The organism is Compostibacillus humi, from assembly GCF_014637175.1.
Lineage (GTDB): Bacteria > Bacillota > Bacilli > Bacillales > Amphibacillaceae > Oceanobacillus > Oceanobacillus humi.
In genome coordinates, this window is sequence record NZ_BMEV01000022.1 from 1 (window position 1) to 14,824 (window position 14,824).

Below are 14,824 nucleotides of genomic sequence, written 5' to 3' on the forward strand. Positions count from 1 at the left end.
TCAGTTAATCGAAACGCCAAGCAACCTAAAAGAGTTAGAATCATGGTTACACCGAAGACTCCGAATGATACGTTGGAAAGAATGGAAATTGCCAAGAACCAAGAAGAGAAAACGAATCTCATTAGGAATATCGCCACAAAAGGCATATGAATGGTCAAACTCCAGGAAAGCATATTGGCGTATCGCAAAGAGTCCCATATTACACATAGCCCTTGGCACCAAATACTGGTCAAGCCAAGGGCTAAAGAGCATATCCGCTAGATATGAAATTTTGCGTCATACATAATCTGGAACCGCCGTATACGGAACCGTACGTACGGTGGTGTGAGAGGGACGGAGGTTAGTCACCTCCCCCTATCTCAATTTTCCTACTCCCTTGCTGATTTTGATTTGCTTTTTCCTGCATCAATTACTCGGTCAATATCAAGATACGGTTTTCCCCGCAACGCATCATTCGAGAAAATTTTAGCCGTCGGTTTTTCCCTATTCTTTGCCATGCGTCCACCTCCCTATTTTATCTTCTCTTAGCTTAGCCATTTACTTCCTCTTTATAATCCTGCTAGCTCCGTATGACAATCCCGAAGCGATAAACGAGTTTTGCAGATAAAGAATATAATGCAGCAAACAAGATGACGAGGAGTGTATTTATGGCAGTAATTAATACAGAAAAGTGGCTGGAACAGTCCTATGATGACCCAAGGGAAATTTGCAGAAAAATCCGCCCTTACGTAAAACATCTTTCTGACAGAGACTTATTTCGCTATCTTACGTTGCACGGAATGTATCGGCGGCCAATGATAAAAAAAGAACAGTTGCTTAGCCATTTGAAAGAAAATAACATCTGGAAAGTTATGCAAAAAGAGCTCCATTATTTACAAAAAAAGTGGAAGGGACCAGACGTAAATATTTTCATCCTGCCTGTGGACAGCGAAAAAAGATTGATTGAAGAAGATTTGAAAGGAAAATCAGGTCTTGTTTTTCAAGGTAACCTGTTTCTGTTTTTCGGGGAAATTCATGATATAAAAGAAGCTCAAGCCTTATTCACCCATGAATATCATCATCTTTGCCGCTTGCGACACGGCCCGAGAAAGGAAAAGGATTATCGCCTACTTGATGCCATGATACTGGAAGGTTTGGCAGAACAGGCAGTGAAAGAACGGTTTGGAAAAAAATATAATGCTGGATGGGTCAGCTACTATACCCCAAAACAGCTGGAAAAAATGTGGAATGACCTGCTTTTCCCTTATCGGAATATTAAAACTAGCCACCGAAAATATGAACCGCTGATGTATGGTACCGGCTTCTATCCGCGTTACTTAGGGTATAGTGTGGGATATTATTTGGTACAAAAATTTTGCCGCACACGTCAACATACGAGCACTTCCCTCCTTGATGAAAAAGCAGAAAAGATTGCCCAAGTACAAGCCGAATCAGAATAAAACAATAAGGACGCAAGCCCAAATATAAAGAAAATCGGGACATTTGCCATATCAACAACCGACGGGAAACATATAATGTAACGTAAATGACTACGGAGGTGATTCGCTAATGAGCAGCAAAGGAGGCGCAGGATACTCCTACGGTGGAGGCTTTGCGTTAATCGTAGTATTATTCATTTTATTAATTATCGTAGGTTCCGCCTACGTAGGTTACTAACCGGAAAATTTTAAAATAAAGGAGGGAATGTGATGGGCTTCGGATTCGGATGCGGTTATGGCGGTTACGGCTATGGAGGAGGCTATGGCGGCGGTTACGGTGCTACTGGCTTTGCCTTAATTGTCGTATTGTTCATTTTGCTCATTATCGTCGGTGCAGCTTGGTACTAAAATAAAATATGCATAAAGCAAAACTAGCTGCATGTTGAAGATAAATGAAAAAAGAAGCACCGGCAATGGCTTGCATCGCCGGTGCTTTAACATTTATTAAAAAGGAAACGATGGGATCGTCAAGATAATCGGCAGCAGAAAAACAACCATTAAATAGTTTACGGAGAAAAGGAAATTTTGATGTGCCCACTTCAAATCATCCTTTGCATAAAAGCCGTAAAGCACAAGGCCTAACCAGACAATATTTAACACTGTTAAAACAAAGACATATACATTGCCTAATGAAACCATCCAGAAAGGAATCGGAAGTAAGCAAGCAACATATACTGCCATTTGTCTTTTCGTCATAGCAAAACCATAAACGACAGGCAGCATGCGAACCCCGGCACGGGAATATTCGTCACATTTTTTCATTGCTGTTGCTAAAGTATGAGGGATTTGCCAAATAAACAAAATGGCAAATAAGGAAATAGGTATAACGTGCAAAGCAGAATCTACCGCTGCCCAGCCCATCAATGGCGTAACTGCTCCGGACAAGCTTCCGATAATTGTATTCATCGTGTACCGCCGCTTCGACCATATCGTATATAGAACGACATAAGCAAACCAGCCAATGAACGTATAAACGATCGTTTCCCCCGTAGTAAACAGCAAGATTCCAAATCCGGAAAGGGAAGTAAGTATGCCAGCTGCTAATATGGAGCGCAACGAAAAATGGCCGGTAACCGTTGGCCGCTGTTTCGTACGGTCCATTACCGCATCAATGTCAGCCTCATACCAATTATTCAACATCAATGCTCCTGCCATTACGAGCGTCGTGCCAATCATCGTGCAAAAAAATTCGGTTACGTATTCCCCGAATAATGAGCCTGTAAAATATAATGCCAGCCAAAAACCAGTGAATACTGGAACGACATTTGCCAACAATACACGATATTTAATTAACAGTTTCAAGTCCTGCAGCCATACAGAAGCATTTACTGCTTTCCCATGTATCATATGAATCTCTTCCTTTAATACTATTCATCTATGAATATTGTAACACGGAAAATCATTTGATCATTAGAGGAAAATGTTGAGAAAAAGTGTCATTATTTTGTCAAAAGGGCAAAAAAATTTGGTCAAACAAAGTATGACCAAATGATTTTTTATTCCGATGGAAGATTTTCTGAATGGTCGATAAATACATACTGGAGCGTAAAAAGGACCATGGCAGCAGTAATAATGACAAATCCCCATCCTAGTGCTTTTTGTTCAGCCACAAGATAATTGTTGCAAATCTGAATCGGAGCATCGATATAGAGCCAAGCCATTAAACCGAACATGGACAAATAATTTAAGAACACGAAACTCCTTCCTATTAGCAGGATTTTTTTCCAGCTGTCCGCAAGCAAAATGCCGACAATAGGAAGACTAATAAATTTAAATAATTCAACGGCCGGATACGTTAATGCTTCATCAACCGCCCGCGGGATCATCCAATAGGTCGTGACAAAAATGACAATAATAATCCCAGGAATGCCATTTCCGTTCCAATTGGCAAAAAACCCAGGAAACCGCTGCAGCAAATATTTTCCGATAATCCAGCCGAAGATAATAAGAAGCGGAAGCTGGACGAGCATATGGACAATCATAACGGATTCGAGCAATTCCCTCATCGGTGGCAGGGCCAATACGATAATCATGCATATTCCAAGCAGTAATGATTTCATCGTTTTACCCCTCCAGTTCTGACTCCAATACTTGAAGTACTTTTTCCGCGGCTTTCTCTGTCTGCTGGTAATCCATCACTTCGATTAAATAACCTTCACGGTCAACGAAATAAAATGCCGAATTATGGGCAAATCCTCCGTTTCCGTCAGGAATAACAATTACTCCAAACTCTTCCAGCAATGCTTGAAGCTCCTCCTTGTCAGGGATTCGCGCCATTCTCCATGTTTCCCCGTCACTGCCGAAAGCTATCCGATATGTTTCTAACGTTTCCGGGTCATCCCGATCCGGGTCAAAACTGACACTGAGAAATACAATCTCTTCCCCGATGTATTTTTCCGGCAGTTGGTCGTATACTTCCTTTAAGTTAAGTTCCAGCACCGGACAAACGTCGGTACATGCTGTATAGATAAAGGTAAGGAATACATATTTACCTTCAAATTCGGAGAGGGTATAAACCCTCTCCTTGCTGTCTTCCAAAGTAACTTCAGGAAATGCAGGCTGTTCCTGCATTAGTCTATATGTTCTGGCGCTTTCCGCCGTAAAGGCATGCAAACCATCTGTACCAAAATAAATGATTAGTAAACCTAACACGATGCTAATGATCGTTGCCAGATGATTACGCCAATTTCTTTTCATACATATCGCTTCCTGCAGTTCCTCTGTTCTTCATGTAGCGAATGAAATGAATAACGAAAATCAAAGTTCCGATGACTGCGAATACGCCGGCAATGGCACCGAATTGAGCAGGTCCCATCCATTCCGGAAAATGAGTAGCCCATCTTCTCGGTGTGCTGATTGCACCAGAAACTAGGAACTGGATACTTATCGAGAACATGGCGATAGCATAGCAGAAAAATCCAATTTTATCCAACATCGTATCTTGTACATCGCTGTCCACTTTCGCTAAGTAATACATAAAGGAGAATAGCATTACTACCGCTCCTACCCCCATATACATGTGGAAATGACCAGGAACCCATTTCGTATTATGCATGACATGGTTGACTACAATCGTTGCGTCAATAATGGCAGGCACAACACCGATAACCCAGCCAAACATGGACAGATAAGCTAATCTGGATGCCATATCCCATTTTATGCCTGACTTATACACTACCATTAAGGCACCGTATGCCGTAACAACGAGAACAGGCAGGCCGTTCGCGTAGGATAAAACTTGCCCCATAATAAGCATCCATCTAGGCATTACCGGGTCCATCAGCATATGGTGTGTATAAATGACTAAGGTGAAAATGGTTGAACAAGTCCATGCTACAAGGAATAATTTTGATACTCCCCATGGACGGTTCGCATATTTAGGCAATAATTCGTATACGACAATAACAGCCATATAAATAATTGCGTTTGCAAATACGTGTCCGAATGCGTAAGTTAAGTTTTTCGCAAGCAGCGGATCGAAAGTAAATGACGGATTTATCACATTAATGATGTTCATAATAAGTACAATTGCACCGGCGATAATTGCTGTTGTATTTACAATTGTAACCATTGTACTTGCGATGACCGCTTTTGGCGGGGCATCTTTTACATCTTTCTTGCCAAAGAGAATATCCCAGCCTAGTCCTTTTGTTAAACTGCCATATTTCCGAATAATTGCTCTTCCTGTGTCAATATAAAGAAGTAAAAATCCAGTTCCTAACACGAGCATTCCAACTAAGTAAAGCAGCGCCCCAATCGTACCCCATGCATTGGCGGATAATGCCGGCAATGGATAGAGGAATGTCCAGGCACTTGCGTATTCAAAGGAAAATATGCCAACGATAACCATGACAACCGCGATAATAAATAATACGAGGTTCCAGACAAAAATCTTTTTCGAAAGCTGGACATATTGTCCTAAGAAATACCACATTAGGCCGGCTGCCGCCAATGCTGCAGCCCCGATCATTCCGGTTCCATGAATCGTCAGAAATTGATAAAAGGTTGCAGGAGAAAGATTTAATATTCCGCCTTGATTTAATAACATTAAAATTCCGAAAACCATCATAAGTCCAATGACCAAACCGCCTGTCAGCAAGTAGGCAGCAACTAATTTGTTTCTTGACTTGTCTTCATAATGATAGGCAATATCCTTGCTCATTGATTCACTCCCCCTTCTTATTCCGTTACCGTAATTTCGCCGATCATTAAGTGATGGGCTAATCCGCAATATTCCATACATAAAATTTCATACGTGCCAGGTTCGTCAAAAGTAATATAAACAACATTTGTATATTCAGGCATTGCTTGTGTTTGGGCGATTAATGTTTTATCCTCATTATAAATCCCAAACCCGTGGGTAACGTCTTGACTCGTTACGTGGAATTCAACCGGTTCGCCGACTTTAAATTCAGTCTGGCTCATGTCCCAGCCAAATTGCAGCGCCTTCACATCGACAATGGTCGGTTCCACTGCTTCACCATAAACCGGCTGGTCATAAGGAAGCTGTCTTAGCGTCCCTAAAGCAGCAACGACTAAAATCGTAATTACCGTCGTTGCATAAAACTTTCTTGCTTTGTACCATTTCTTTTTAATTGGTTCATAGTCTCTTCTTTCTTTTGATTTCACAGCTACTGCGAAGAATACAATAACGATAAGTGACATAAATACTAAACTAGTAATCCAAGCAACTGTTTGTACCATATAGCTCCCTCCTAACTTATAATCGCTTTTATATTAACGAATATCCGAAATGGAAAGTTGTGACTTTTGTCACAGTTTCTGGATTATTAAATAATTTGTCACTTTTTTTATTTTTCCCTATTATTACAGTGAAAACGTTGTTTTTATTGTGTTTTTCTCATGTTTAAGCTACACTTGTCCCAAACTTTGATAATGAACGATAGAGGTGATAAAAATGAGTGATTTGACCCATTTTAATGAACATGGCCGAGCTAAAATGGTAGATATTTCTGGAAAAAATGAAACAAAAAGAATAGCAATTGCCAAATCATGCATCGAGATGAAAAAGGCGGTTTACGAAAATATTGTGGAACAGAAAAACAAGAAAGGAGACGTACTTGCCGTGGCACAAGTTGCCGGCATTATGGGAGCAAAACAAACAGCAAATTTAATTCCGATGTGCCACCCTATTCCGATTACAGGGGTGAATCTTCAATTTGATTGGCAAAATCAGGAGAAAGAAAACGTAAAACTCGTTATTACGGCAGAGGTAAAAACGGTAGGTGCAACGGGAGTAGAAATGGAAGCATTGACAGCAGCTTCTCTAGCAGCTTTAACCGTTTATGATATGTGCAAGGCAGTGGACAAATCGATGGTCATTGGCCCAACCTACTTAGTTGAAAAAAGCGGAGGAAAAAGCGGGGATTATAAAAGGGACCAGTTATCCGAATAACTGGTCCCGTTATGCTGGCTTTTTTTTATCTTTTAAATGAATAATCGATAAAAACAGAAAGGAAAAAGCAATACTAATCAGTGCATAATAGGAAGCAATCTTCATTTCTCCCATTTCAATCGCCAAATAAATGGCAGTAGGAATTGTCTGGGTTTTTCCCGGAATATTTCCGGCAAACATAAATGTGGCGCCAAATTCGCCAAATCCTCGTGTGAATCCGAGAATTACTCCGGTTAATGCGGAACCTTTCGCCAATGGGAGAATAATTTTCCAGAAAATTGTCCAGTCCGTTGCCCCATCCACTTTGGCAGCATTAATAATGTTTTTGTCTACGGATAAAAAGCCGGATTTTAACGATTGATAGACAAGAGGAAAACTGACGGTGACCGCTGCGATTACCGCTGCCGTTGACGTAAAGAGGACGGAACTGTTCGTCAGGCGATAAATGAGTTTGCCGATAAACCCTTCATTGCCGAAAATAACGATAAGGATAAAGCCGATTACACTTGGCGGGAGAACTAACGGCATGAAAAACACCGTCTCTATTAGCGTTCTCCCCTTCCTTTTCTTCACTGCAACTGCAAACACAGCAAAAACCGCCAGCAAAAACGTAATGAATGTCGCCGTGCCGGCAACGTAAAAGGATAATTGGACCGGATGCCAGGACCATTCCACGATTTTTCACCTACTTTTACATTTGAAAACCATGATTCTTGTAAACATTCATTGCTTCTTCGCTTAACAGAAATCGGTAAACTTCTTCCACAGCTCTTTGTTTTTTCATATCATTTTCTCCTGCGATAATGCCAATAAAATATTCTATTTCGCTGTAAAGCCGGGAATCAATTGGAATCATCGTTAACTCTTTTCTCTGCTGGGCATCGCTGCGGTAAACAATACCGGCATCAATCGTTCCTTGCTGTACTAATGTCACTACATGGCGGGCATCCTTGGCATATACAACTTGATCGTGCAAACTTTCCCATAGTCCCATATTCTCCAATGCCTCTTTTGCATACGTGCCGGCAGGGACTGCTTTCGGCGTGCCGATGGCAATTCTCCCCTGTGGCGGAGAAGCATGTCCGACGTTGTCCGTCCGCATAATCCAAACTAACTCGTTATGTACAAGCAAACTTCCGGTTTTAATTATTCCTGCATCAATCAGTTGTTCATAATCTTTTTTCGAGGCGGACAAAAAAAGGTCAATGGGAGCACCATACTCAATTTGTCTCCTTAACGAGCCTGAGCCGCCAAAATTATACAGTATCTCCACCTGCGGCATTTCCCCTTCCAGCTCCTCTTTCAGTTCAAACAGGCTGTCAGCGAGACTGGATGCAGCGGAAACAGTAATTTGAATTTTCTCTGTCGATTCTGAGGTGGAACAAGCTGCAAGGAAAAGAGGCAATAAGAGAATAAACAAACATTTATAACGAGCTGCCATTTTTTATATCCTTTTGCAATTCCGTTATAAAGTGGAGGAGCTCCGGCAAAATCAGTTTCTCCATCGCGAGTCTTACTGCACCGGTGGAGCCTGGCAGGCAAAATACGATGCGGCGATTCGCTACCCCGCATGATGCCCGCGACAATATCGCCTTCGAACCGATATCCAGCTGAAAGCTAAGTATACGAAATAGTTCGCCAAATCCTGGAACCAATTTATCATATAAAGGCTCGACGGCTTCAATCGTCACGTCCCGCTCTGCTATTCCTGTCCCGCCACTGATTAAAACTGCTTCAATATTCTCGTCACGAACAGCGAGGGTAACAATATTTTTAATTTGCTTTATGTCATCCGAAACGATTTCGTAAGTATGGACATGATGGCCATCTTTGCGGAGCAGTTCCATAATCTGCATCCCGCTTTTATCTGTTTCCTTCGTTCGCGTATCGCTTACCGTAATGACGGCACATGCAACGGAATCCTTTTTCAATCCATTCCCCTCCTTTTTGCAATATATGTTTCAAAATCCCATTGCCGATTAATATTAATAAACGGTTTTTCATTTTCCATTGCCACTTCGCAAACATTGGGGATTTCCTTTAACCATTGGTGAACTGAACGTTTTCCACGGCTTAATTGTAAGGAAAGCGAATCTTTCACCGAATGGTGATAAATAGCGATGAGGGGCTCCTTTTTCCCGTTGACAACAGGAATTACGGCTTGTACCGGTTCTTGGCAGTAAGGAAGCATTACCCGAAAAACATTTTCATCGATAAATGGAACATCGACAGGGACAACGGCATACCACGGATAGGAAAAACGTTCCATTGCCGAATATATTCCTGCCAGCGGTCCATGACCTGTATATTGTTCCATATCTTTCACTACATCATATTCGCCCTTTCCAAAAAATGGTTTCAAATCTTCATTAGTAACAATTATCATTCGTTTTACAAATGGCATCAACGCCTTTACCGAGCGCATATAAAAGGGTTGTCCATCGATTGTTGCAAAGGCTTTGGGAGAACCGAAACGACGGGATTTCCCGCCGGCAAGAACGATGCCGCCTGCCGTAATCATTTTTTCGCCTAGCCTCCTATATATTACAACTTTATGAACACTTTGTGACATATTTAACAAATTTGCATTTTCATTAACATTCATATTCCCAATCGATGTTACAATAAAAATAGACAACATAGACGTCTTATGGGAAAAGGAGATGGACGGCCATTGAGAACCAGTTTATTTTTAAACTCACGGACAAGCGGGGAAATAATATCGGAAGATCTTCGCAGCTTGCTCGAATCTTTAGGACGGACGAGACAAGTAGATAAAAACGATTTTATTTTTCGCGAAGGTTCCGATGCCCAAGAAATTTATATTATTAAATCCGGCCTCGTACAAGTTACGAAGCTGACCGCCGATGGAAAAGAGCTGATTTTAAGAATTTGCCGAAAATCGGATATTGTCGGGGAATTAACTTTGTTTAGCGACAATCCGAAGTATTTGCTTAGCGGAAAAGCATTGCAGCCAACGGACGTTCTCGTCATTCAAAAAGATATTTTGGAAGAAACACTCCTTAGCAACCAAAGCCTCGCTTTCGAATTTATGCGCTGGACCCACAACCATATGCGGAAATTCCAGTCGAAAATTAGAGACCTTCTCTTAAACGGAAAAAAAGGTGCACTCTATTCTACCTTAATTCGCCTCTCCAACAGTTACGGAATTAAAAGGGAAGACGGGATTTTAATCGATTTGATTTTAACGAATCAAGATTTGGCAAAATTCTGTGCTGCCACCCGGGAAAGCGTCAACCGAATGCTCGGAAAGTTACGGAAAGACGGAATAATATCGATCGAAAAATCAGGAAAAATTTTTATTAAAGATATCCAATACTTAAAGGACGAGATTGGCTGTGAAGACTGCCCGATCGAAATTTGCAATATTAACTAGGTCTTCTTCATTTCTTTCATATACCATTTGACAACGAAAGCCAACTGTTCGGCAGAAAAAACCGGAAAACCCCAAGACCTTCCCTTGATAGGAACCCGGGAAACGATTGCTTGTATGTTCGTCAGCTGCTCCACCAAGGAAAGGTCTTTCGTATTTCGGATCATAACAATTTTCGGATAGGGCGCCGTTTTAAACCCTTCAATGATAAGAATATCGAGGCGAAATGACTGAAATAAGTCTATCATTTGCTCGAGCTGCCAATCTTTTTCCTTTGTTATTTGCAGCATCCCTTCCCCTTTCACGCCAGAGACGACGGCACCGTTTCTCCGATGGGACTCGCTGTCCTTGTTGTAAATTCCTGCAGGGGTTCCGCCATGTCCATGGTGTTTTAGCGAGCCAACGAGAAACCCTTTATTTCGCAAATAGGAAATAAACTCGTTAGCCAGCGCCGTTTTCCCGCTATTTTTATACCCGACGATTTGGATAATGTCCACATTATCCTCCGCTGACAGGCGGCAGGAAAGCTACCGTATCCCCAGGCTGAATCCGATCTTCATCTTCCGCATAATCCTCATTAATGGCAACCATTACTTTATCCAGCTGTTTGATGCCATATTTGTCGATAAGGACATCCTTTAATTCGGTTACAGTCATATGGCCTGCTTTAAGCTTAATTTTTGCCTTTCCTGTCTTTTCCTGCAATTCGGCAAACAAAAGGACTTGAATCAATGTTTATCCCCCTTAATTATTGGTTTTCCTTCCGCATAAGAAACCGTTTCTGACTGATTGCCAATCCACATCTCCCCGTCTTCCCAATGTTCTTTTTTCCAAATTGGCACGATCTGTTTAATCCGTTCCATCGCATATTCATTGGCTGCATATGCTTCCTTCCGATGGGGAGCAGAAACAGCAACGACAACGGCGGTATCTGAAATTTGCAATTCCCCGATTCGGTGGGTAATGGCAATTTTTACATCCGGCCATTTCCCGCATACTTCTTCTCCCACCTGCCGCAGCATTTTTTCCGCCATCGATACGTAGGCTTCATATTTTAAATAGAGAGTCCTTCGGCCTTTTGTCCACTCCCTTACGGTTCCAATAAAAGTCGTAATCGCTCCGGCTTCCCTTCTCACCACTTTTGCAATTACCTTTTCGATTTGAATCGGTTCTTCTACGATTTCAAACAAGTGATTTTCCATTGGATCCCCCTAAAACTTCATTTTAATAAATCTGTCAAACTCTTGGCCGTCCTGTGACTCGACAAAGAGAACAGTTACTGCCGTTCCCTTTTTATATCCTGCCGTTCCTCCTTGAAGCACGATAAAACCGTTTGCCGCACCAAGAGAGGAAATGGCGTTCGATTTATCTAATCCTACTGGTTTGGCAACGAGCGTATCCTTTTCAAAACCGATATATCCGCGGACAAACCGGGTAAATGGGTTTGGTTTCGGAAATTCTGCAGAAAGAACGGCTTGCCCTGCCGGCAAAAAGGGATTTGTGCTTCCTAAAAATTCCCGTATCAGCGGCCTTACAAAAAGTTCACAGCCGACAAAACATGCGGAAGGGTTCCCCGACAAGCCGAAGAGCAATTTTCCGTCCAACTCGGCTACCGTCGTTACACTTCCCGGCCGCATTTTTATTTTATTAAACAGGACGTTGGCTCCCAATCTTTCATAAATAGCGGGCAAATAATCATAGTCACCGACAGACACGCCGCCGGTCGTTATGAGGAAATCAACTTCTTCCAATGTATTCTTCACTTGCCGATAGCACGTCTCCAAATTATCGCTAGTTTGACCGTAATACACCGGTTCTCCGCCTGCACGGATGATTTGTGAATACACCATATAGGCATTGCTGTTGCGGATTTTCCCCGGTTGAAGCTCCTCATCCACTTCCAATAACTCGCTCCCGGTGGCAATAATGCCAACTTTTGGCTTGCGGCTGACAGGGACTCGTTGATACCCGAATGTAGCAAGAATTGCCGTTACCCCCGGATGAATATACGTCCCCTTCTCCAGGATTACAGTACCTTTTTTTGTATCTTCACCGGCAAAGGAAATATTCGTTCCTTTCTGAATAGGCTTTTTAATCTGCATTAATGTACGGCCGTCTTTTTCTATTTCCTTTGTTGCCTCGAGCATAATGACGGCGTCACATCCGGAAGGAATTTGGGCGCCGGTCATAATCCGGACAGCTTCGAAGGGGCCAACTTTTTCCGGATAGACAGATCCAGCACCTACCGTCCCTTTCACCTCGAACCATACCGGTTTTTCCCTTGTTGCTTGCAAAGTATCCATTGACCGTAACGCGTAACCGTCATAGGGGGAGCGGTCGAAGGGCGGTACCGGATGGGTAGCGACAATGTCCGCTCCCAAAAACCGGCCAAAGCAATTTTCAATGGGAACAAACTCCGCCTCCCCATATTTTCGATATTCATAGAGTCGTGAAATTGCTTCAGCTACTGGAATCGGCTTCCTTCTTTCAACCATTTCCGTTCCCCCTTAACCAGCTACTTGATGGTAAATGCTTCTTGCTTTTTCTAGCGAATCGGTGCCGTGAATTAACGTTCTGCCGTCCTGAAAAAATACGAGCCGATAAGATTCATATTCAACCGATAATAAATACTCATTCTTGATGACTTTCCCCATTTCCTGCAGCCTTTCTGCCAATAAATCCAAATTTAAATGTTTTTTCGAGCGAATTTGCACCGTATTTCGTCCGCAAAGTATTTCTGTTTTTGTCTCGCCTGCTGCTTTAAGCGCCGGATAGACCGGATGATTGCCGCACGTAGGACATGAATCCTTTTTCGCCCGCTTTACATTCCATTGCTGGTACATATTGTTCCATACATCAAAGGCAACAAACCGGGTGCGGAGATGGTCATAATCTTCCACAAGTATTTTCAAAGCTTCAGCCGTCTGGTGGGCGACCACCATTTGCACGGCAGAAACGATGACGCCGACCGAATCACAAGTAGCTCCCGATACGGGGACCGAATCTAACAAACATTGCAGACATGGTGTTTCACCTGGTAGGACGGTAAATGTCATTCCTGTACTCCCTGCACAGGAACCAAAAATCCATGGTATCCTTCGTTGATGGCAGATGTCGTTCAGCATCAGCCGTGCATCAAAATTATCCGTTGCATCGATGACAAGATCTGCCGTTTCCAGCATAGAAGACAGCATATTTGGGGAAACATCGGCAACATGGGCATCAATCTCTACCGCTCCGTTAATTTCCTGCAGTTTTTGCATTGCAGCAATTGCTTTTGGCATCTGCTCTGCCACGTCTTTTTCCGTATATAATTGCTGCCTGTGCAAATTGCTTAATTCGACATAATCCCGATCGGCAATCGTTAATTTTCCGATGCCTGCCCGTACGAGGTTTTCTGCATTGGCAGAACCTAACGCTCCGCAGCCCAGGATGAAAACATGTTTCTGACTCAGGCGTTTCTGGCCTTCTTTTCCGATATGCTTAAATAATATTTGCCGGGAATACCTTTCCACTCTACTCTCACCCTAACCGCCTATATAGGACATTTCAATTTTCTTTTTATGTTTTGCCGTCTCCATTGTCCGTTCGTCGGAGTAACGGTCACTGCGCTGATTCCAGATCCGGACAATGGCATTTTTTATGTCTTCGTTTGTTTTTTCGCTGCGCAGCAGCTCCCGCAAATCATACCCTTTTTCTGCAAATAAACACGTATATAGCTTTCCGTCGGCCGCAATTCTGATCCGGGTACAGGAGGAGCAGAAAGATTCGGAAACGGAAGTTATAAAGCCGACTTCTGTATTTGTCCCTTTATACCGGTAACGTTTCGCAACTTCCCCCAAATATGCAGAAGGTACAGGCTCCAATTCAAAATGTTCGGATAATTTATGGTATATTTCTTTCTTTGTAATAACTTTACTGTAATCCCAGCCGTTCGTCTGGCCGACATCCATAAATTCGATAAATCTTAATGTGATTCCCAAGTCTTTAAAATATGTCGCCATCGGGAGAATTTCCTGTTCATTCATCCCTTTTTTTACAACCATATTGACTTTTACTTGCAATCCTGTTTCTCTTGCTTTTTCAATCCCTTTTAATATCCGTTCCGGACCGACACCGCTATCATTAATTTGCTTGAAAAGCTGTTCGTCTAGAGCATCCAAACTGACGTTAATTCTTTTCAGCCCCGCTTCCTTTAAAGCATCCGCCTTCACTGCCAGCAAGGTGCCGTTCGTTGTTAAACCGATATCTTCCAATCCATTTATCTTGGCCAATTTTTCAATTAATACGGGCAAATCTTTGCGCAGCAGCGGTTCTCCCCCGGTTAGGCGAATCTTTCGAATCCCTAAGGCGACGAAAATTTGTGCCAGCCGTTCGATCTCTTCAAAGGACAGTAACGCCTCCCGCGGCAAAAAGACAAAATCTTTTCCAAAAATTTCCCTCGGCATACAGTAGGTACACCGGAAATTGCAACGGTCGATGACCGAAATGCGAAGATCTTCCATCGGTCTGCCAAACTTATCCATTATTTTTTTC

General features: G+C 42.5%; 21 protein-coding genes and 1 pseudogene. 6 read left to right on the forward strand and 16 right to left on the reverse strand.

Annotated features, from left to right (window positions below; all coding sequences use genetic code 11):
- Positions 1–286, forward strand: a 286-nt coding sequence (locus IEV18_RS17245) for a maturase (protein ID WP_229733581.1), incomplete at its 5' end; no start/stop codon positions are given.
- Positions 287–368: 82 nt separating this feature from the next.
- On the opposite strand, the gene IEV18_RS17435 is transcribed toward IEV18_RS17245, so the two are convergent.
- The gene (locus IEV18_RS17435; RefSeq protein WP_268235416.1) at positions 369–497 is read right to left on the reverse strand and encodes a hypothetical protein; all 129 of its coding nucleotides are present in this window, start codon (positions 495–497) and stop codon (positions 369–371) included.
- Between the two features lie 150 nt (positions 498–647).
- Between IEV18_RS17435 and IEV18_RS07340 the strand changes: the two genes are divergently transcribed.
- The 3 genes and pseudogenes from IEV18_RS07340 to IEV18_RS17575 all read left to right on the forward strand — a co-directional run.
- Positions 648–1,439, forward strand: coding sequence for a DUF2268 domain-containing putative Zn-dependent protease (locus IEV18_RS07340; RefSeq protein ID WP_188391739.1), 792 nt, complete (start codon positions 648–650; stop codon positions 1,437–1,439).
- 109 nt (positions 1,440–1,548) lie between these two features.
- Positions 1,549–1,656 carry a YjcZ family sporulation protein gene (locus IEV18_RS07345; RefSeq protein WP_188391740.1) on the forward strand — a complete coding sequence of 36 codons (108 nt, stop codon included), beginning with the start codon at positions 1,549–1,551 and terminating at the stop codon, positions 1,654–1,656.
- A gap of 89 nt (positions 1,657–1,745) precedes the next feature.
- Positions 1,746–1,826, forward strand: a pseudogene (locus tag IEV18_RS17575) (YjcZ family sporulation protein); the annotation flags it as partial.
- 96 nt (positions 1,827–1,922) lie between these two features.
- Here IEV18_RS17575 and cyoE read toward each other — a convergent pair.
- From cyoE to IEV18_RS07375, 5 genes are all read right to left on the reverse strand, one after another.
- Positions 1,923–2,825 (reverse strand): heme o synthase, encoded by a 903-nt coding sequence (gene cyoE / locus IEV18_RS07355; protein WP_188391742.1) that lies wholly within the window; start codon positions 2,823–2,825, stop codon positions 1,923–1,925.
- A gap of 149 nt (positions 2,826–2,974) precedes the next feature.
- The gene (locus IEV18_RS07360) at positions 2,975–3,538 is read right to left on the reverse strand and encodes a hypothetical protein (protein ID WP_188391743.1); all 564 of its coding nucleotides are present in this window, start codon (positions 3,536–3,538) and stop codon (positions 2,975–2,977) included.
- Between the two features lie 4 nt (positions 3,539–3,542).
- Complete coding sequence (locus IEV18_RS07365) at positions 3,543–4,175, reverse strand: SCO family protein (protein WP_188391744.1); 633 nt, start codon at positions 4,173–4,175, stop codon at positions 3,543–3,545.
- Positions 4,156–5,640 carry a cbb3-type cytochrome c oxidase subunit I gene (locus tag IEV18_RS07370; RefSeq protein ID WP_188391745.1) on the reverse strand — a complete coding sequence of 495 codons (1,485 nt, stop codon included), beginning with the start codon at positions 5,638–5,640 and terminating at the stop codon, positions 4,156–4,158. Before IEV18_RS07370 ends, IEV18_RS07365 begins: the two co-directional genes overlap by 20 nt.
- Before the next feature lie 17 nt (positions 5,641–5,657).
- Positions 5,658–6,182 carry a cupredoxin domain-containing protein gene (locus IEV18_RS07375; protein ID WP_188391746.1) on the reverse strand — a complete coding sequence of 175 codons (525 nt, stop codon included), beginning with the start codon at positions 6,180–6,182 and terminating at the stop codon, positions 5,658–5,660.
- 214 nt (positions 6,183–6,396) lie between these two features.
- Between IEV18_RS07375 and moaC the strand changes: the two genes are divergently transcribed.
- On the forward strand, positions 6,397–6,894 hold the full coding sequence (moaC, locus tag IEV18_RS07380; protein WP_188391747.1) for a cyclic pyranopterin monophosphate synthase MoaC: 498 nt from the start codon (positions 6,397–6,399) through the stop codon (positions 6,892–6,894).
- 9 nt (positions 6,895–6,903) lie between these two features.
- On the opposite strand, the gene modB is transcribed toward moaC, so the two are convergent.
- Genes modB through mobA form a run of 4 tightly spaced genes read right to left on the reverse strand, consistent with a single transcriptional unit; the run spans position 6,904 to position 9,415 of the window.
- Complete coding sequence (modB, locus tag IEV18_RS07385) at positions 6,904–7,569, reverse strand: molybdate ABC transporter permease subunit (protein WP_229733582.1); 666 nt, start codon at positions 7,567–7,569, stop codon at positions 6,904–6,906.
- Positions 7,570–7,585: 16 nt separating this feature from the next.
- Positions 7,586–8,335 carry a molybdate ABC transporter substrate-binding protein gene (modA, locus tag IEV18_RS07390; RefSeq protein WP_188391748.1) on the reverse strand — a complete coding sequence of 250 codons (750 nt, stop codon included), beginning with the start codon at positions 8,333–8,335 and terminating at the stop codon, positions 7,586–7,588.
- On the reverse strand, positions 8,319–8,825 hold the full coding sequence (locus IEV18_RS07395) for a MogA/MoaB family molybdenum cofactor biosynthesis protein (RefSeq protein ID WP_229733583.1): 507 nt from the start codon (positions 8,823–8,825) through the stop codon (positions 8,319–8,321). The genes modA and IEV18_RS07395 overlap by 17 nt, the downstream gene beginning before the upstream one ends.
- On the reverse strand, positions 8,822–9,415 hold the full coding sequence (mobA, locus tag IEV18_RS07400; RefSeq protein WP_188391749.1) for a molybdenum cofactor guanylyltransferase: 594 nt from the start codon (positions 9,413–9,415) through the stop codon (positions 8,822–8,824). Before mobA ends, IEV18_RS07395 begins: the two co-directional genes overlap by 4 nt.
- Before the next feature lie 153 nt (positions 9,416–9,568).
- Between mobA and IEV18_RS07405 the strand changes: the two genes are divergently transcribed.
- Positions 9,569–10,291 carry a Crp/Fnr family transcriptional regulator gene (locus IEV18_RS07405; protein WP_229733584.1) on the forward strand — a complete coding sequence of 241 codons (723 nt, stop codon included), beginning with the start codon at positions 9,569–9,571 and terminating at the stop codon, positions 10,289–10,291.
- On the opposite strand, the gene mobB is transcribed toward IEV18_RS07405, so the two are convergent.
- From mobB to moaA, 6 genes are read right to left on the reverse strand one after another with little or no spacing between them, the layout of a single operon-like run.
- Positions 10,288–10,785: a molybdopterin-guanine dinucleotide biosynthesis protein B gene (mobB, locus tag IEV18_RS07410; protein WP_188391751.1), complete on the reverse strand. Its 498-nt coding sequence runs from the start codon at positions 10,783–10,785 to the stop codon at positions 10,288–10,290. The two genes, IEV18_RS07405 and mobB, sit on opposite strands and share 4 nt — an antisense overlap.
- 1 nt (position 10,786) lies before the next feature.
- Positions 10,787–11,020 carry a molybdopterin converting factor subunit 1 gene (gene moaD, locus IEV18_RS07415; protein WP_188391752.1) on the reverse strand — a complete coding sequence of 78 codons (234 nt, stop codon included), beginning with the start codon at positions 11,018–11,020 and terminating at the stop codon, positions 10,787–10,789.
- Entirely contained in the window at positions 11,017–11,490 is a 474-nt protein-coding gene (locus IEV18_RS07420; protein ID WP_188391753.1) for a molybdenum cofactor biosynthesis protein MoaE, read from the reverse strand. Before IEV18_RS07420 ends, moaD begins: the two co-directional genes overlap by 4 nt.
- 9 nt (positions 11,491–11,499) lie before the next feature.
- The gene (locus IEV18_RS07425) at positions 11,500–12,783 is read right to left on the reverse strand and encodes a molybdopterin molybdotransferase MoeA (protein WP_188391754.1); all 1,284 of its coding nucleotides are present in this window, start codon (positions 12,781–12,783) and stop codon (positions 11,500–11,502) included.
- A 12-nt stretch (positions 12,784–12,795) separates the two neighbouring features.
- Positions 12,796–13,803, reverse strand: a complete 1,008-nt coding sequence (locus tag IEV18_RS07430) for a ThiF family adenylyltransferase (protein ID WP_188391755.1) — start codon at positions 13,801–13,803, stop codon at positions 12,796–12,798.
- Between the two features lie 12 nt (positions 13,804–13,815).
- Positions 13,816–14,814 carry a GTP 3',8-cyclase MoaA gene (moaA, locus tag IEV18_RS07435; RefSeq protein WP_188391787.1) on the reverse strand — a complete coding sequence of 333 codons (999 nt, stop codon included), beginning with the start codon at positions 14,812–14,814 and terminating at the stop codon, positions 13,816–13,818.
- Positions 14,815–14,824: the final 10 nt, after the last annotated feature.